Annotated in this window: 16 protein-coding genes; 7 read left to right on the top strand and 9 right to left on the bottom strand. The window is 45.6% G+C overall.

What is annotated here, in order from left to right:
• Positions 1 to 1,761: TRCF domain-containing protein (locus tag Q0K92_RS11870; protein ID WP_297326005.1), on the top strand; the 1,761-nt coding region annotated here is incomplete at its 5' end.
• Positions 1,762 to 1,893: 132 nt separating this feature from the next.
• On the opposite strand, the gene Q0K92_RS11865 is transcribed toward Q0K92_RS11870, so the two are convergent.
• Positions 1,894 to 3,072 carry a M20 aminoacylase family protein gene (locus Q0K92_RS11865; protein WP_297326004.1) on the bottom strand — a complete coding sequence of 393 codons (1,179 nt, stop codon included), beginning with the start codon at positions 3,070 to 3,072 and terminating at the stop codon, positions 1,894 to 1,896.
• A gap of 147 nt (positions 3,073 to 3,219) precedes the next feature.
• Here Q0K92_RS11865 and yaaA point away from each other — a divergent pair, with 147 nt between their 5' ends.
• From yaaA to phoU, 5 genes are all read left to right on the top strand, one after another.
• Positions 3,220 to 4,002: a peroxide stress protein YaaA gene (yaaA, locus tag Q0K92_RS11860; RefSeq protein ID WP_297326003.1), complete on the top strand. Its 783-nt coding sequence runs from the start codon at positions 3,220 to 3,222 to the stop codon at positions 4,000 to 4,002.
• A gap of 45 nt (positions 4,003 to 4,047) precedes the next feature.
• The gene (locus tag Q0K92_RS11855) at positions 4,048 to 4,413 is read left to right on the top strand and encodes a nuclear transport factor 2 family protein (RefSeq protein ID WP_297326002.1); all 366 of its coding nucleotides are present in this window, start codon (positions 4,048 to 4,050) and stop codon (positions 4,411 to 4,413) included.
• Between the two features lie 44 nt (positions 4,414 to 4,457).
• Entirely contained in the window at positions 4,458 to 5,570 is a 1,113-nt protein-coding gene (locus Q0K92_RS11850) for a molecular chaperone DnaJ (RefSeq protein WP_297326001.1), read from the top strand.
• 195 nt (positions 5,571 to 5,765) lie between these two features.
• Positions 5,766 to 6,425: a ribose-5-phosphate isomerase RpiA gene (gene rpiA, locus Q0K92_RS11845; RefSeq protein ID WP_297326000.1), complete on the top strand. Its 660-nt coding sequence runs from the start codon at positions 5,766 to 5,768 to the stop codon at positions 6,423 to 6,425.
• A 60-nt stretch (positions 6,426 to 6,485) separates the two neighbouring features.
• Positions 6,486 to 7,193 (top strand): phosphate signaling complex protein PhoU, encoded by a 708-nt coding sequence (phoU, locus tag Q0K92_RS11840; RefSeq protein WP_110339843.1) that lies wholly within the window; start codon positions 6,486 to 6,488, stop codon positions 7,191 to 7,193.
• Between the two features lie 61 nt (positions 7,194 to 7,254).
• Here phoU and Q0K92_RS11835 read toward each other — a convergent pair whose 3' ends face one another.
• The 6 genes from Q0K92_RS11835 to Q0K92_RS11810 all read right to left on the bottom strand — a co-directional run bounded on the left by Q0K92_RS11835 (position 7,255) and on the right by Q0K92_RS11810 (position 13,744).
• Positions 7,255 to 7,713 (bottom strand): type IV pilin protein, encoded by a 459-nt coding sequence (locus Q0K92_RS11835; RefSeq protein WP_297325999.1) that lies wholly within the window; start codon positions 7,711 to 7,713, stop codon positions 7,255 to 7,257.
• Positions 7,714 to 7,814: 101 nt separating this feature from the next.
• Entirely contained in the window at positions 7,815 to 11,327 is a 3,513-nt protein-coding gene (locus Q0K92_RS11830) for a PilC/PilY family type IV pilus protein (protein WP_297325998.1), read from the bottom strand.
• 35 nt (positions 11,328 to 11,362) lie between these two features.
• Positions 11,363 to 11,938 carry a PilX N-terminal domain-containing pilus assembly protein gene (locus Q0K92_RS11825; protein WP_297325997.1) on the bottom strand — a complete coding sequence of 192 codons (576 nt, stop codon included), beginning with the start codon at positions 11,936 to 11,938 and terminating at the stop codon, positions 11,363 to 11,365.
• Entirely contained in the window at positions 11,935 to 12,693 is a 759-nt protein-coding gene (locus Q0K92_RS11820) for a PilW family protein (RefSeq protein WP_297325996.1), read from the bottom strand. The genes Q0K92_RS11825 and Q0K92_RS11820 overlap by 4 nt, the downstream gene beginning before the upstream one ends.
• A 41-nt stretch (positions 12,694 to 12,734) precedes the next feature.
• Complete coding sequence (pilV, locus tag Q0K92_RS11815) at positions 12,735 to 13,241, bottom strand: type IV pilus modification protein PilV (RefSeq protein ID WP_297326007.1); 507 nt, start codon at positions 13,239 to 13,241, stop codon at positions 12,735 to 12,737.
• On the bottom strand, positions 13,241 to 13,744 hold the full coding sequence (locus tag Q0K92_RS11810; RefSeq protein ID WP_297326006.1) for a GspH/FimT family pseudopilin: 504 nt from the start codon (positions 13,742 to 13,744) through the stop codon (positions 13,241 to 13,243). The genes pilV and Q0K92_RS11810 overlap by 1 nt, the downstream gene beginning before the upstream one ends.
• A 270-nt stretch (positions 13,745 to 14,014) precedes the next feature.
• Between Q0K92_RS11810 and thiO the strand changes: the two genes are divergently transcribed.
• Positions 14,015 to 15,121 (top strand): glycine oxidase ThiO, encoded by a 1,107-nt coding sequence (thiO, locus tag Q0K92_RS11805; protein WP_297325995.1) that lies wholly within the window; start codon positions 14,015 to 14,017, stop codon positions 15,119 to 15,121.
• A 3-nt stretch (positions 15,122 to 15,124) separates the two neighbouring features.
• Here thiO and ispH read toward each other — a convergent pair whose 3' ends face one another.
• On the bottom strand, positions 15,125 to 16,069 hold the full coding sequence (gene ispH / locus Q0K92_RS11800; RefSeq protein WP_297325994.1) for a 4-hydroxy-3-methylbut-2-enyl diphosphate reductase: 945 nt from the start codon (positions 16,067 to 16,069) through the stop codon (positions 15,125 to 15,127).
• Between the two features lie 108 nt (positions 16,070 to 16,177).
• Complete coding sequence (locus Q0K92_RS11795; RefSeq protein WP_297325993.1) at positions 16,178 to 17,296, bottom strand: 3-deoxy-7-phosphoheptulonate synthase; 1,119 nt, start codon at positions 17,294 to 17,296, stop codon at positions 16,178 to 16,180.
• Positions 17,297 to 17,568: the final 272 nt, after the last annotated feature.

The following is a 17,568-nucleotide window of genomic DNA, read 5'->3' as shown; positions in this document are numbered from 1 at the left end:
ACGGCGGCGGAATTGCTGAATCTGTACGCCCAGCGCGCCGCCCGTGAAGGCCATACCTTTGCACTCAGGCAGCATGATTACGACGCTTTCGCCGAAGGCTTCGGTTTCGAGGAAACCGCCGATCAGGCAGCGGCAATCAAGGCGGTGATTGCCGATTTGACTTCCGGGAAGCCCATGGATCGGCTGATATGCGGCGATGTCGGATTCGGCAAAACCGAAGTGGCGTTACGCGCGGCTTTTATTGCGGTGGCCGACGGCAAGCAAGTTGCGGTTTTAGTACCTACCACACTATTGGCGGAACAGCACTTCCAGAATTTCTCCGACCGTTTTAGCCTGATTGCCGACCAATGGCCGGTCAAAATCGCCGAACTGTCGCGCTTCCGCTCCGCCAAGGAACAAACGCAAGCGCTAGCCGGTTTGGCCAAAGGCGAAATCGACATCATCATCGGCACGCACAAGCTGATTCAGAAAGACGTCCATTTCAAGAATCTGGGCTTGGTCATCATTGACGAAGAGCATCGTTTTGGCGTGCGGCAAAAGGAGCAGCTCAAAAAATTGCGCGCCGAAGTCGACGTGCTGACGCTCACCGCCACGCCGATTCCACGCACCCTGGCGATGTCGCTGGAAGGTTTGCGCGATTTCTCCATCATCGCCACCGCACCGCAACGCCGTTTGGCCATCCGCACCTTTGTCAGCAGTTTTTCGCTGGGTATCATTCGCGAAGCCTGTTTGCGCGAACTGAAACGCGGCGGGCAAATTTACTTCCTGCACAATGAAGTCAACACGATTCAGTTGATGTACGAAAAGCTCACCGGGCTGCTGCCGGAAGCGCGCATCAATATCGCCCACGGACAAATGCCGGAACGCGAACTGGAACATGTCATGCGCGATTTTTACCAGCAACGGTTTAATATTCTGTTATGCACCACCATCATTGAAACCGGCATCGACATTCCCAGCGCCAACACCATCATCATCAACAACGCCCATAAATTCGGCTTGGCACAATTACACCAGTTGCGTGGCCGGGTAGGACGTTCGCATCACCAGGCTTATGCGTATCTGCTGACGCCACCTGAAGAAGCACTCGGCGGACAGGCCAAGAAACGTCTGGAAGCGATTCAAGCGATGGAAGAACTCGGTTCCGGCTTTTATCTGGCGATGCACGACCTGGAAATCCGCGGCGCCGGCGCGGTGCTGAGCGAATCGCAAAGCGGGGAAATGCAGGAAGTCGGTTTCAGCCTGTACAGCTCCATGCTGGATTCTGCCATCCAATCCTTAAAACAAGGCAAAGAACCCGATATGCAGCACCCATTGGGCGTTGCGACAGAGATCAACCTGCATGTTCCGGCGTTATTGCCGGAAGATTATTGCCACGACATCCACGAACGCTTGGTGCTGTACAAGCGCATGGCCAATTGCAACGATGACGAACAACTCGACGACATGCAACGCGAACTGATCGACCGCTTCGGTCTGCTGCCGAATCCGGCACGCGCACTACTCGATTGCCACCGCTTGCGCATCGCCGCCAAACCGCTCGGCATCACCCGCATCGACGCCAACACGGAAAGCATTCTGATTCAATTTATCCCCAATCCCCCGGTGAATCCGGCGGAAATCATCAAACTGATTCAAAGCAGCCGCGAATATTCACTCTCCGGCCCGGATCGCCTGAAAATCCAAGTGCAGATTGCGGATGTGAATAAGCGGGTAGCGCGGATTAAGGAATTGATTCAGAGATTGGGTGGGAATAACTGAAGCGTCGATTTTTCTACAGTTACAATAAAGCTAAACTGTCATACGAACTGCATGGCTATATAAGATCAGGCGGATTCACTTCCGATATCGAAAAGCTATCGAATTAAATATCAATTTTCAGAATTTTAGAAACTATTCTGGCAGCTCATTCTCCACCAGCCTAACCCAATACGCAGCACCAAGGGTTAAAATCCCATCATTAAAATCGTAGTTCGGATTATGCAATAGACAGCTACCTTCCGAACTACCATTGCCAATCCAGATATAGCAGCCAGGCTTTTGCTGCAGCATAAAAGCAAAATCCTCGGCGCCCAAGCTGGGGGTCGGTGCTGTATCGACGCCGCTGGCGCCGGCAACGGCGGTTGCCGCCCGGATCGCGCTGGCGGTCTCAATCGGGCTGTTAACTGTAACCGGATAGCCGGGATTTTCAGGATTAAAACGAATGTCGGCGTGAATCCTGAAACCGTGTGCAACACTCTGCGCAAGATAGTTAATGCTTTGTTCCAATTGCGCGCGAACGGAATTTTTGAAGCAGCGAAACGTTCCTCGTATCACTGCGGAATCCGGCAGCGCATTCCAGGTGCTGCCGCCGTGAATCTGGGTGACGCTGACCACGGCGGCATCGGCGGGGTCGATCTGGCGGCTGACGATGGTTTGCAATTGAGTGATCAAGTGCGCCGCAGCAACCAACACATCGTTCCCCAAATGCGGCATCGCGGCATGGGTGGCTTGGCCGCTGAGATTGATTTCAAAGCAATCGAACGAGGCCATCATGGGCCCGGTCTTGACCGCAAAATGACCGGCTGGAATATCCGGAAAATTATGCATGCCGAAAACCCGTTGCGCCGGAAATTGTTCGAACAGGCCTTCGCTGATCATCTGGTGGGCACCCGCCCGGCATTCTTCCGCCGGTTGAAAAATGAAATAAACAGTCCCGTTAAAACGACCATGGCTAGCGAGATAATGAGCTGCTCCGAGTAACATGGCGCAATGCCCATCATGACCACAGGCATGCATTTTACCGTTATGGCGGGATGCGTGTTCAAAGCGGTTTTGCTCTTGGATAAATAGCGCATCCATATCGGCGCGCAGGGCAATGCTGTTGGTACCGCTGCCGCGACGCAAAATCCCGACAACGCCGGTTTTGGCCAAACCCTGATGCACTTCGATACCGGTTTGTTGCAATTGCTCAGCTATCAACCGCGCCGTTGCGGTTTCTTCAAAAGCGGTTTCCGGATATTGGTGTACTTGTCTGCGCCAGCGACGCATGTCGGCATGTAGCGCCTGAATTTCTGGGATAATGTTCATCATCAATCAACTGGTTATTGGTATCGAACGACCAGCATACATCATAAAACCGGGGGCTCAAATATCGGTTAGGGCTATTTGGCTCAATCACCAATCATCCTTGTTCAGAGAGAAAATCTGATAGTATTTTTTATTTCAGGATAAAACCATATGATGATTGTTATTTCGCCGGCTAAAACGCTGGATTTTGAAACGCCACCCATCACGCATGAACATACGCAGCCCGGTTTTCTCGATGATTCCGCGGAACTGATCAACGAGCTCCGGAAACTGGAACCGGATCAAATCGGTAAGCTGATGTCGATTAGCCCCAAACTGGCGCTTTTGAATTCAAACCGCTATTACGCCTGGAAACGCCCATTCACGCTCAAAAATGCCAAACAGGCAGTGCTCGCTTTCAAAGGGGATGTTTATATGGGTCTGGATGCAGATACACTCACTGCGGCAGAATTGGCTTTTGCGCAGGATCATCTGCGCATTTTGTCCGGATTGTATGGTGTGTTGCGCCCATTAGATCTGATTCAGGCTTACCGGCTGGAAATGGGTACTCAGTTCAAGAATTCACGCGGCAGTAACCTGTATGAATTCTGGGGGGATAAAATCACTCAGGCACTCAATCAGGAATTAAAGAAACAAAAATCAGACATTCTGGTCAACTTGGCTTCCATTGAATATTTTCAATCTATCCAACCCAATACATTGAACGCGCGCATCATCACACCGGTATTCAAAGATCAGAAAAATGGTGTTTATAAAATCATCAGTTTCTTCGCCAAGAAAGCCCGTGGTTTGATGAGCCGCTACATCATTCAGAACAAACTCACAAACCCCGAAGACATCCAGCGCTTTGATGTGGCAGGTTATCAGTTTAGTGAAAACGACAGTGGCAAAAATGAATGGATTTTCACCCGCGCGGAATCGAAGTCAGTATGATTGGCAGCGCACAACTGTGTGGATGCTTTGACAGGTAAAAACTCGATGCATACAAATAAACCGATTGAATGGGCAAAACACTACGTCGCCTTATCCAACGACCACAATCTGCCGCTCATCAGACCCTTATTTGCCGACGATGCCACCTATCATTCCGCCTACTTCGGCGAATACAAAGGCAGTGACACCATTCATACCATGATGGCCGGTTTCTTCAACCGTTTCTCCGATGCGCATTGGGAAGTAGCGGAATATCGCAATATTGAAAATAACGGTGTGGAATTTACATTTATCATGACCGGCGTGGATACATCTTCCGGCGAGCAAGTGAAACGGTATGGACTGGAACGTATTTACTTTACTCCGAATGGGCTGATCCGGCATATTGCAGTTTGCAAGCCGGACGGGTAGTTTATACTTATTAAATGGCCATTTATTGTAAGAATTAATCAGGTATGTCACATCCCCAAACCAAAGTTGTCCGTATCGAGGAAAGCCAACAACAAGCGTGTCTTTCCCCTGCACAGAAAAAATTCAATCGCTTAATTCAGAAGATTGATGCTCAGAAGAAACTGCTGGCCACGTGGCAGGAAACGATCCCTCAATATCAGCAGAAAATTGCCAGCAAACTGATGCCGCTACACGATACACTCCGCGATCAGCAAGCCAAGATGGTGATGCTACTAGATACTTTGTACACAACCCAGAAATTTGCCCATAACCAGCAGGACAAAATTGCACATTTGATCACCAGCATCAGTGAGACGCTGATCAGCCAGCACGGACGTGACGATTTGAAGCCGCTTTATGACTATTACAGTGGGCAGAATTATGATGATGCAGCATTGGAAGACAATGAGATGACCCATGAGTTACTGAAATCCATGTTCGAACAAAAATTCGGCGTCGAATTGGATGATGAGGAATTTGATTTTTCCGACCTTGAAGGAACATCAGCGCGTTTAGCGGAGAAAATGCAGGAGCAGGAGCGGCGCACTCGGGAATCCCGCTCCAAGCGTAAAAAATCCGCCAAACAATTGGCAGAGGAAGCGCATGAACAGGAAGAAGAGGCGATCGTCAGCAAATCGATTCAGGCGGTTTACCGGCAACTGGTGGCAGCACTGCATCCAGACCGCGAGCTTGATCCAGTAGAGCGCGAACGTAAAACTGAATTAATGCAGAAAGTAACGGTAGCTTATGGCAAAAAAGATCTGCTGCAACTTCTGGAATTACAACTGAGCGTTGAACAAATTGACCAGAGTAAAATTAACAACATTGCCGACGATCGTCTGAAGCATTACAACACCATTTTGCAAAATCAATTGGAAGAGCTTCAGCAAGAAGTGATGCAAATGGAATTGAGTATCAAAGGGATGACCGGGCTTGCACCGTATGAACACCTATCGCCTAAGCGGTTGTTTGTTCTACTCAATGAAGACATTCGTAGGCTGCAAAACCAAATCAGCCGCATTCAGCATGATTTAATGCTATTCAACGATGTGAAGCAATTCAAGTCGTGGCTCAAAGGCTATCGGATTCCTGCACCTGAGTTTGATCCGTTTTTCTGATAACACTATGCAAAAATTACATTTTAATCCAATCTGTTTAACATCCACCTTGATAGCTTATTGCCGCAATATTTTTGTACATTTCCTTTCAGGCCTTCCAGATTTTACATGCAGCAATCAGAAGCATTGTTTAAATTAGCAGATAACGCTATCCTGATAAGCACTATTAATTTTTGTCAAAAAAGAAAGGTCATAATGACACAAGACGAACAAAAGCGCGCAGCTGCAGCAGCTGCAATCCAGCATATTCCGTTTGATTGTATTGTTGGGGTAGGCACAGGCTCTACCGCCAATTACTTCATTGACGAATTAGCTAAAATCAAGCATAAAATTGAAGGGGCCGTCGCGAGTTCCGATGCAACTGCGCAACGCCTCAAAAGTCATAGTATTGAAGTATTTGATCTCAATAATGTCATTGATATGCCCGTATATGTCGATGGTGCGGATGAGATCACCGAGCACTTGCACATGATCAAAGGCGGCGGCGGTGCATTGACTCGGGAGAAAATTGTCGCAGCGGTTGCACGAAAATTCATTTGTATTACCGATCAGAGCAAGCTAGTGAATATTCTTGGCAATTTCCCGTTGCCTATTGAGGTCATTCCAATGGCACGCAGTTATGTTGCGCGAGAGATCGTGTTGCTGGGAGGACATCCGGCTCTACGTCAAGGTTTCGTCACCGATAATGGTAACGTTATTCTGGATGTACATGGTTTACAGATCATGAATCCGGTTGAGCTGGAAGCAAAGCTTAATCAGATTACTGGTGTTGTAACGAATGGCCTTTTTGCTCGGCGCTCAGCCGACATGTTGCTACTAGGCACTGATAATGGGGTAAAGACAATTACTCTCTGATTTATGAAATAGCTAAAGAACACTAGCACATAACAACTTCCACTCATAAAAAGGCAAACCATGGCTAACAAAGAACATATTTCCAAGCAGTTTGATGCTGATCTTGAAGAAGTGCGTACTCGTGTTTTGCAGATGGGTGGCTTTGTTGAAGAACAAATCGAGTATGCCATTGAGGCTTTAACCACTGGCAATGAAGAACTGATCGACCAGGTGATCACACGTGATCACCGCGTCAATGCAATGGAAGTTTCTATTGATGAAATCTGTAATCAGATTATTGCGCGCCGGCAACCAACGGCAAGCGATTTACGTTTGATCATGATGGTTATCAAAACTATTACTGATTTGGAGCGCATCGGTGACGAAGCTGCAAAAATTGCACGAATGGCAAAGCTAATCTATGCGTCAGATCGTATGCACATACCACGCTTTAATGAAATTAAGCACGTCGCCAGTATCGCTATGGATATGCTGCACAAAGCGCTGGATTCCTTTGCCCGATTAGATTTGAATGCAGCGGCGCAAATTGTACGGCAGGATGAATTTGTCGATGAAGAATTCCGTTCCATCTTGCGCCAATTAATTACATTCATGATGGAAGATCCAAGAAAAATCTCCACTTGCCTGGAAATCGTATTTGTCGCCAAAGCAATTGAGCGCATTGGAGATCATGCAAAGAACATGTCTGAATACGTTGTTTACATGGTAAAAGGCAAAGATGTGCGGCATGTTACGGCTGATCAGATTGAACAGGAAATCAGAGAGTAAACAATCTATTTATTAATCAATAGAATACCCCCAGTTACTTACATTTGTATTTGCGCATTTACTATCGATTCCAACACGTTGCAATATTACCTCCGGCACCTTGTGCTCCGGCATTTGTCAGCGTAAGCGTCCCACAAATATCACCGGTCATTGTGCCAACTGGAACTGCTTGGAGTGTAAAATTCGCATTTGCTACGGCCTGCAGGGTAACATTGTACTGAACAGTTCCTGTTCGTGGTGATTGTAATATAGGTAAAACAACGGCGACATCATCACCCGTATTGGCGATACCATCCGCTCCTACACTCGCATCATACTGGTTATTCTCTGTATAGAATCGTTCTAGAAATTGAGCATTCTCATAAAGTATTGACTTAGCCACAGCACGGTTGGAATTTCTCACGTAATCTTGGTAAGAAGGAAAAGCAACAGATGCGAGAATACCAATGATTGCAATTGTGATTAATAACTCAATAAGTGTAAAACCGCTTAATCTCATAATATTTTCTCCAGAGTGCACAACCTTAATCCTTCATAATCCAAATTTCATAGACCGCTCTTCTTACTGAAGTACGATCACTACAATGACTCGGCAAACGCGACTTATATACTCCCATAAAATTACTGTACCAGTTCATGCCAAGTAATCCGTCCGCGAAGCCCTGCAAGACCTTTTGTAGCAGGCGTTTGAATTAGCGTACCATCGGCCCTGGAAGACACTAAAACATCATCCGATGTTCCTCTAATTCTCGTCACGCCCCCTACAGAAAAACCGATTTCGATACCTGCTGACAGGCCATCATCATATCCAATAGTTCTATTTCTATTAATATCAAATGCAGCAAAGGGAAGCATGCCACCTGTCAAGAAATCAATCGTATTTACAAACCCCCTTCCACCAAAATCACACGGCGACGTGGATGGTACGATCGTAGTAAATGTAAATAAACCGTCTTCCAAACTCGGTACGCCGGTTATACGTTCACCGCTGATCGGCAAATTTAAGTACCATCCTTTTATTGTGGCAGAATAAGTCACCAGGTTTTGTGTTGCTGTTCGGGTTGCAGCATCCGTTAGCACCTGCTGCACTAGATTGCCAGCTGTTACCGTGGCTGTGGTGTTGTAGTCCCATACTGCGTAAATAGTTTGTGTCGCGGTATTGGTAGTATCGCCTGTCTCAAGATATTTACCCGTACCAAACAAGACCAGTTGCCCCCCTTTCGGATGGAAACTAACAACAGGTGGAGCGATAATGGGCTTACTGGTACCAGAAATAAATAATGGCAAACCGCTTATTGCCACATTCCAGCTCGCAGGAGTTGCAGAGCTCACATCAAATTTCCATAAATTGCCCTTGATGTCACCCGCATAAACGACATCGACCTTACCATTTCCATTAGAATCAAAGGGAATCGGTGTAGAAAGACCATTACTTGGACCTGTGTTGGCAACCAGCTTGATGTAATCTGTGCCGATGGTCCAGCTACCATCTTCTCCCCCCGTTATAAAAAGTATATAAAGCACTGCCTTACCGTTGTCACTGTTATAACCATTGCCAACGACAACTGCCCATTGCCCATTTTCCATTTTCACGATTTGTTTGGCCTGTCCGTTAAATGGATTTACTGCCGGTTGATTGTAGCTATAGCCCATATCCACATCATCAGCATCAGAGAATTCCCAAAGAACCAGACTCGCTGCATTCGCAGCGGAAAAGATGGGCGCTGACTGAGATGTATCCGACGGATTGGTTACATCAAGCGCATAGAAACCTTTGCCGCCCCCATTTAGACTGCCGACCAATACACTTCTCCAGCTTGACGTAGAATTGTTGTACGCATCAGCCACCATGGGGGAGCCATCGACGAAATACCGATGACTGGCATTGTAATCTTTGTCGGTCAATCGACTTAAATTTGCATATACTGCGTTGGGAATATAAGTAATCAATTCCTTCCCAGCGTCTGCAGCCGCACAACCTGATGTTACTCCAGGAATACATGCATTGAAGCCGTGTAAAATACCGTCATTTGCACCAACATATACCATTGGCAACCGATTCTTATAGGCAGCACTGAATGCAGCATAGCCTGCATGGTCTACATTAGAAAAACCAGCGCTGGGTTTACCCACATAGAAAGGCCCAGAATTAATAATATCGCCTAACTTGCTAGTAGTACGGCTACGGAATTTATTCACCGTCGTAGCGCTAGCGCAACTGAATGTTCCACTTGAGCCTTCATTAGTACTGCTGCCACGCATAAAAGCGACTCTTTCCGGCCCGCAATTATCAACAGTACCGGCTGCATTTTTATTAAGTAGGGTTTTCTGAGAAGCTATTAAGTTAGCATATTCGAAAACAACTCCATCGGTACTACCTTTTGTAATCACAACACGCGATGTCGGATTAACAGTAGTAGGTGCAAGTGAAACTGAACCGGCTTCCCACTCTGTAGCACCCAGAGTACCGGCGGAATTAATAGGAATCGATAGTAGCTGTCCACTCCAATCACCACTGTTAAATTTCGCTTGGTAAATACGTCCGTTTGTCGTAAGTGAATTGGAATTGGCAGCTACCGCGGAAGCTGAACCCGTTCGCGCTATGATATGTGACAGTGTATTCGATAAAGCATTTGCAAACATGGTCGGATCTGCGGCACTAAAAAAAGCACCGCGACCATTCACGGCAGCATGCCAGAGATCATCTATTTTTGCCGCATCGGTTGCAGTTGGATCAGGCCATGACTCCGATCCCGATGGTAATGTAGTACGTGACCCACTGACCCCCAAACCCACTGTAAAAGTAACCATATGTTGCCAGAAAGCAGGATCTGAAGGGTTTGTTGGTACTTTATTGAGTAAATCCGTTCGCAAATCATTTTTCCAATATTGCATTGCAGCATCCGCTAATGTGTCACTATAAGCATCCGAATAAGGAAGAGCTGGAGTATATGTATAAGATGCTGGAGTTGCCGGTGAAGAATGATTTGTGATACTAGAACCGGACTGGTTATCAGAATTATCCAAACCCGATACAGAACCTTCAGTCCAGTAACCATCCGTCATCAGAATATTATAATTTTGACGGCATGCATGTTGCGTGCCTCCGGTTGAGCCTGGCGTCTCACCCCAAGGGCCTTTATCGTCAGTTCTCTTGAAGTATTCCCCCACACTAATCATCGCTTCTCGCAAAGGCGTTCCTGCTGCGGGAATATCATGGTCATAAAGATTGGTAAAGAAATTCGCTCTGTCTGTACCAGTAAATTGCCTTACACCACTTTTTACGACTGTTGTTGCTACACCGTCTATCGTTGTAGAACCTTTATTTATAGCTGCAAAGCCAACACGCATGGTATTCCCTTGCGTGGCGAACGCTCTACCAACACCTGCACGCGCTAATAATACGCGAGAACGATAATAAGTATACCAATTTGCAAAATTCTGAATCTCTTCACTATAAGTACAGTTAGGTGCAGTAGCACAGTCTGAGCGATTGGCTCCGCCAACATAAGAAGACGTGGAAGACTTGATTTCAATCTGTGTATAACTACTGGCCACATTAATACTGCCACTGTTATATTTGTAATACACTGCGGGATAGAAAGTTTTTGATAAACTAGAAGAGCGAGTTCCGTCACTTTGCAACCAACGTGCAGTTTGTGTGTTATTAACCGTAAGATTGCGGCAGCCTGCTGCGGTATTCAATGGATTGTGATAAGCACATGTTGGATCAGCATTATTCATCAGCGATCCGTCAGAATTACTCCATGGTAAGTATCTTACGGTAGGATCATAATAAATTTTATTGACATAACTAGAACGTAATGAAGCAGTATATTTGTTAGCAGAGTCAAAATCGACGACATAGTTACTGTAATCATCAGCACCATAAACACCTGATGCGCGAGGAAACATGTAGTACACACTTTGAAGAATCAAATTTTCCGGCATAATTTCGAAGTGCATTGATCCCGAATCATCCAGGGTAAACATCACATTGGGTGAGATATTCCCGCCCAAGAAAAGAGGACCATTCGATAATGGAGACAATGCATAAACCTGACTAACCCAGAAAATTTGTAAGGAAAAAAACCAAGTCACTATTATTGAACGCACCAAATTCTCTTGCATCATTTCAACATCCTCTCTGATTTATCCATAGCCAAACACTAGGGCCTGAATATTTCCTGTAATTGAACCACTGTACCTTGCCTGGCACCCTGTGCACGCACAGTAATGCGATAGTAATAGCGCTCACCGCTGCCAGGTGGTGTTTTTTTAATTCCCTCAATGATATAAGTCGGTGCTACAAGTAAACCCACGGGCAGTGCTGGCGCTGTATAGGCCACACCATCCACTCTAAAAACTGTACCAGCTACGTAGCTAATAGGACAATTCGGAGTACAGTAGGTTATCCAGGCTGGAATAGCGGGTGCTGCAACCCCTGTGCCGTAGTAACACAATCCCGCTGTACAAATAGTGTCAAAATCGACCACCCCATCAATAGAACTCGGCGTATTGGTTGTCGGGTCATTATCACGAATATGCTGTTCCGCATAACGTAGCGTCATTTCTGCTGCTTGAAGCGCAATATTTCGGTCGCGTAAATTACCCGACATACGCTCTTCCATGCTAGCCGTTTTCATCGCCGTAACACCGAACAAAGTTAATACAACGAGAAAAATCAATCCCGTAACAAACGCCGCACCTCGTTGTTTTTGAGGCAGACTAAATTTGGTGATCATGGCGAGATATTGATTCGATTACGTAAATTGAATGTGGCGGAGAAAATACGCCTCAATCGCCGGTCAGCTGGAACAGCGACTGCAACACCATTACAATTCAAGTAACTGCCGGCAGCAACAATATTGGTCTTTTCAGAACGAACCAGCACACAAACACGAGCGGTAACGACTTGATCCCAATTAGCTGGCAACACAACGTATTGGTTTGCTGATTGATCCCCATCTGTATCTATCCCATACAAAATCTGGAGATCTTCTACATTTTCGACCAGTTCTATACCTGAAGGAGGAGCGCCGGGTGCGACCGGTATGACAGCAATAGTTCCAGCGCATTGTAATCGTGCATTAACTGCATCTATATTAAAATGATTCTGAATGATATTGCCTGTTGCAGTCACTGGATTACCGGCACAGTCCCTATCATTAATTGCGCCGTCATATTGTATAGTAAGCGTATCTGCCACACCCGCTGCACCATCTGTCCCACTAATAGCTGTTCCATCAAACTCGACTTTGAAACCCGTGAACGGAATATCCGCATGCCCTGCTTGCTTAATACTGCGCCCAAGTATCTCTAATGCAAAACGGCCACTCTCTTGAATACGCGCATTGTCTTCTTGCACACGAAAGGCCTGACGACTGCTAACAAAAGTTGTTCCAATAACCAGCAGCAACACAAGGCTTATTGTCAAAGCGATCATTAATTCAACTAAGGTAAAGCCTTGTTGTGTTTTGGATAAAGAATAATTTCTCATACGAATATTTGATCAGATATGATGTGATATGGATACCAGTTTCATGGGGAGAATCTCGTCAAGAAACATCGCGTATTAGCAGGCGTACCTCCTGGGCATCCAGGATCAAATGCACCGCCCATTTCTTTTTCAGTCCACATGACTGTGATTACAAAACCGGCCGCCAAATTTCCGGCTACTGTTCCAGTTCCGCCAGGTAACAATCTAGCATTTGCTGTGTTCCACTGCGCATGGTCATATACAGCTATCTGAGCAGTGTCACATACTGCAACAACACAATCGCTGCTAGCAGGAATATTGTTTGCGAGCGCATTGTATGACCCATTACGCACACCCGTTACATTGGCACGTATCCGATCTGCGATATCTTGCGTTTGTTGAGTCGCAATTGAGCGATAATGCGCTGTAAGATTGCTTTTCATACCTGTAGTCACCATGCTTGCCATTCCTAGCAATCCAAAAGAAAGTATCAATACAGTAATTAGAACTTCCAACATACTGAAACCGTAGTGTTTTATTGATCCAATAGAATTAAAACTAGGATTCATTAACATACACCCGTTCCTACTTCATTCCGTAAGCGACCTTGATTGCTGAGAACTAAAGCTCGTGAAGCGCTAATGCCACGACTGTCACACAATGAAAAAGTAGTGTTAAAACCAAGCGAAAAGCCACTTGCTGCGAAAGTCACTCTTGTACGGCCGCCACTAGATGTCAATGTATTGCCACCTGACAATGCTGAACCAACATGAATAATCTCTTCACCAACATCCACCGCACCATCGCCATCCGTATCTGAAAAAACTATCCAGCCATTCGACCAGACAGTTCCACCAACACAATCCGTACCATTCGTACTCGGACAAATTGTCGCAGGACTACTTCTCTTAATAGCCTCATTTTTTGCAAGTGTCATAGCTGATGAAAAACCATTTATCTGTGTTATCAATCGACTATCTTGCACAAATACTCGATAATTGGGTACAGCCATCGTTAGCAGAATACTCGCCACACTTAACGTAACTAGTAGTTCTATTAATGTAAAACCCATATTGACGGTTCGACTAATCACTTCTTCCCTTTGCACTCCAAACCAAAATTATTAGAAGCTACGGTCAAAATCTAGGTTTACTTGAGTGTTTTTTGGGATTCTGCAAATCTAAGTGCAATGTTCCATGCTAGATAATTCCCCAAAGTTCCCTGAAAGCTGGTCTTGCGATTGATCGCTCAGAAGCTAGCTGAAAAAGTACCTTTTAGAGTGAATCACTCCACTAGGTTACAATTACAGCTATATCACCTTATTCGACTCATTATCGTCATCATGAAACACGATGTAATCATAGTTGGTGCGGGAATTATTGGACTTGCAACAGCGGAGCGTCTTTTATTACAGGGCGCAAAAATCACAATACTAGAGTGCAGTAAAGCTGGACAAGAATCATCCTGGGCAGGTGGTGGTATCTTATCGCCACTTTGCCCATGGGATTATTCCGATAATGTCACACAACTCGCCAGCTACAGCGCCAAGCAATTTCCAGATTGGATTTCGGCTTTACAAAAAGCTTCTGGAATTGATCCGGAATATGAAACATCTGGTATGTTGGTATTGCCGCCCTACAATAATGAAATTGCACAACAGTGGTGTTCAATACGGGGGGTTAAAATAGAACAATGCGCAGTATCTGATACTCTTGTCATCGAAAACAGTACTAAAACTTATCGTGGCAAAACGCACGATCACGCTTTATTCCTGCCGGATATTGCACAAGTGCGTAACCCAAGACTACTACATGCACTCATTAAGCGAGTTATGCAATTAGGTGGAAAAATCATAGAAGATTGTGCGGTCAATTGCCTTAATATTGCACGCCGACAAGTACAATCAATCACTGCATCGTGTGGTGAATTTACTGCTGACTACTATATCGTTTGCGCGGGTGCTTGGAGCAGAGAGATATTGGGAGTACACGCACTTAGCCTGGATATCAGGCCAATAAGGGGACAAATGCTCTTATTTAAATTTGATACACCACCAGTGCACACCATTATCGTGCAAAATGATTTATATATCATTCCGCGTCGCGATGGTCATTTACTCATTGGCAGCACACTTGAAGATGTCGGGTTTGATAAACAGACCACGACATCAGCACGCGATCACTTGTTAAAACATGCACAAGTTATTCTGCCATCACTTTGTAGCATGCCCGCAATCCAGCACTGGTCAGGGTTACGCCCAGGCTCACCGAACAATATACCCACTATAGGCAAGCATCCGGTCATTCACAATTTATTGATTAATAGCGGTCACTTTCGCTATGGCGTGACTATGGCACCAGCCAGCGCTGAGATTCTGGTTAATGAAATAACAAACGTACCGCAACCATTTGATATCACTCCATATCAGACAGGGTGGAATGTCAGTTAGCTATCACGCTTTGGGTAATGGAAACACAACCGACTCAACGACACCGCTTAATTCCTCTATTAACACATCTTCACCAATTTGCTCGGCTCCGATTTCCTTAAGTCGTGATATGACCTGTTGTACCAATATTTCTGGGGCTGAAGCGCCAGCAGTAATACCGATAACTTTCTTCCCATCAAACCACTGCTCTTGTAATTGCTCGGCGCGATCCACCATATAGGCTTCCACATTGGCATTCCGTGCCACTTCACATAACCGGTTAGAGTTTGAACTATTGGGAGAGCCCACCACAATGACCAAATCACATTGATCAACCATTTTTTTAACGGCATCCTGACGGTTCTGTGTGGCATAGCAAATATCATCTTTCTTAGGGCCGGTAATCATGGGAAATCGTCGTTTCAATGCATCGACAATGCGCGCAGCATCGTCGACTGACAGCGTCGTTTGTGTCACATAAGCTAGGTTGGTCTCATCCTGAACTTTTAGGGTATCAACATCCAATTCGGTTTCTACCAGATACATTCCTCTGTCTTCACCTTCAATTTGTCCCATCGTACCTTCGACTTCCGGATGGCCCTGGTGGCCGATCATAATAATTTCCTTCCCATCCTTGCGCATCTTGGCTACTTCCACATGAACCTTGGTAACCAATGGACAAGTTGCATCGAATACTTTCAATTGACGATCTGCCGCCTCTCGCCGTACCGCATGCGATACACCATGCGCACTGAAAATCAGAATACTATCTTGCGGCACCTCATCCAGACTCTCTACAAAAACAGCTCCCTTCTTTTCCAAATCTTCAACCACAAAACGATTATGTACAACCTCGTGGCGTACATAAATTGGCGCCCCATGCATTGTCAGCGCCCGTTCAACAATTTCTATCGCACGATCCACGCCGGCACAAAAACCTCTTGGATTTGAGAGTAATACTTTGATCATTTGTTTATTCTCCAATAATGGATATTCTGCTTATAGCCAATTCAGCTTCAGTAATAGATATTCTGCACTCAACTACGCGAATATCGGACATCGAAATTTTGGCAATCTTCATTCCTCTCGATACCGCTCGGCCAATGCAACGCGCTTCTCATAAGCCTCTCGAGCAATCTGAATGTCTTCGAGAAATTGCGGCAATTCTTTCATGAGCAATGCTTGTGGCCCATCGACCAATGCTTTACTGGGTGCCGGATGAAAATCAACCAATACCATATTGGCGCCCGCTGTTACACCTTGGGCGGTCACATGCATAACATCCAGAATACCATCCGGCGAACTTGCGCGCGTACCTACGGAATGCGAAGGATCGATACAGACCGGCATGCGAGTTAGTCGTCTGACAACAGGTACATGCGAAAAATCGACAAAATTACGATGCGGATCACCCATATTTGTTTTCATACCGCGCAGCCCAAAAACTACTTTGCGATTTCCTTCCGAGGCCAAATATTCAGCAGCATTCAAAGATTCATCCAGAGTTATACCAAAACCGCGCTTGATCAGCACTGGGAAATTCTGCTGACGACCGACAATTTTCAGCAACTCGAAATTCTGTGTATTCCTGGTTCCAATCTGCAGCATGACACCCGTCGCATTACCTGTTTGATACAGCGCATTGCGTATTTCTTCCAAATGAGATTCATGCGTAATCTCCATAGCAATCACTTTAATGCCGTATTTACCTGCCAGATCAAAAACATACGGCAAGCAGGTTTTACCATGCCCTTGAAATGAATAAGGACTGGTACGCGGTTTGTATGCGCCCATTCGGGTGCAAACCTGTCCGTGCTCACGCAATGCCTTCATCATCATTTCAACATGCTCAATGGTATCGACTGCACATAATCCAGCAAATACATTCAGCGTATCTTGCCCAAAACGAACGCCGTTATAATCAAAATATGTTGGTCGATCGTCATTTTTATGCCGCCCTAAAACACGATATTCCTCAGAAACACGAACAACCCGGTCAACACAAGGAAGAGAGCTGACATCTTCAATTGATAACACTTTAGTGTTACCAATCAGGTAGATTTCCGTCAACGTTTGTTCGACACCAACTTCAGTATGTACGCGCGTCGATATGCCCGAAAAATTGGCTAAATGCGCCAACAGCTGTTTATATTCCGGACTATCAGGCCGGGTATTTGGAACAAGAATAAGAATCATAAAATTTTCTAAAAAAGATAATGCCGATTCATTGGCATAAGATAAGACGGCTCAAGATTCTAACCGAAAAAACTGTCAGTTACTATCATTCTAACAATATCCGTACCGACCAATCTTCTCCAAAATTCTTCACTTTTATGGCCTAGCATCCATTTCCTCTGAAATATTCATTAGAACCGAATTTTCCGGTACAAAATATCACTTTTTAATGTCTTATGAATAGCCCTGAGACAATTTGTCACATAGCCATACACTAAAATTTAAGCTAATGT

Source organism: Nitrosomonas sp. (assembly GCF_024282095.1).
In the GTDB taxonomy this organism is placed as follows: Bacteria; Pseudomonadota; Gammaproteobacteria; order Burkholderiales; family Nitrosomonadaceae; genus Nitrosomonas.
The sequence above is the reverse complement of the archived record's forward strand: the minus strand, read 5'-3'. Positions and strand labels throughout refer to the sequence as shown.

What these genes read in the sequence shown, in the direction of transcription:
- Q0K92_RS11865 (WP_297326004.1), bottom strand. Translation starts at nt 3,072, where the DNA reads ATGATGAACATTATCCCAGAAATTCAGGCGCTACATGCCGACATGCGT.
- pilV (WP_297326007.1), bottom strand. Translation starts at nt 13,241, where the DNA reads ATGAATCCTAGTTTTAATTCTATTGGATCAATAAAACACTACGGTTTC.
- Q0K92_RS11855 (WP_297326002.1), top strand. Translation starts at nt 4,048, where the DNA reads ATGCATACAAATAAACCGATTGAATGGGCAAAACACTACGTCGCCTTA.
- Q0K92_RS11820 (WP_297325996.1), bottom strand. Translation starts at nt 12,693, where the DNA reads ATGAGAAATTATTCTTTATCCAAAACACAACAAGGCTTTACCTTAGTT.
- ispH (WP_297325994.1), bottom strand. Translation starts at nt 16,069, where the DNA reads ATGATCAAAGTATTACTCTCAAATCCAAGAGGTTTTTGTGCCGGCGTG.
- rpiA (WP_297326000.1), top strand. Translation starts at nt 5,766, where the DNA reads ATGACACAAGACGAACAAAAGCGCGCAGCTGCAGCAGCTGCAATCCAG.
- Q0K92_RS11825 (WP_297325997.1), bottom strand. Translation starts at nt 11,938, where the DNA reads ATGATCACCAAATTTAGTCTGCCTCAAAAACAACGAGGTGCGGCGTTT.
- Q0K92_RS11830 (WP_297325998.1), bottom strand. Translation starts at nt 11,327, where the DNA reads ATGATGCAAGAGAATTTGGTGCGTTCAATAATAGTGACTTGGTTTTTT.
- Q0K92_RS11850 (WP_297326001.1), top strand. Translation starts at nt 4,458, where the DNA reads ATGTCACATCCCCAAACCAAAGTTGTCCGTATCGAGGAAAGCCAACAA.
- yaaA (WP_297326003.1), top strand. Translation starts at nt 3,220, where the DNA reads ATGATGATTGTTATTTCGCCGGCTAAAACGCTGGATTTTGAAACGCCA.
- Q0K92_RS11795 (WP_297325993.1), bottom strand. Translation starts at nt 17,296, where the DNA reads ATGATTCTTATTCTTGTTCCAAATACCCGGCCTGATAGTCCGGAATAT.
- phoU (WP_110339843.1), top strand. Translation starts at nt 6,486, where the DNA reads ATGGCTAACAAAGAACATATTTCCAAGCAGTTTGATGCTGATCTTGAA.
- Q0K92_RS11810 (WP_297326006.1), bottom strand. Translation starts at nt 13,744, where the DNA reads ATGGGTTTTACATTAATAGAACTACTAGTTACGTTAAGTGTGGCGAGT.
- thiO (WP_297325995.1), top strand. Translation starts at nt 14,015, where the DNA reads ATGAAACACGATGTAATCATAGTTGGTGCGGGAATTATTGGACTTGCA.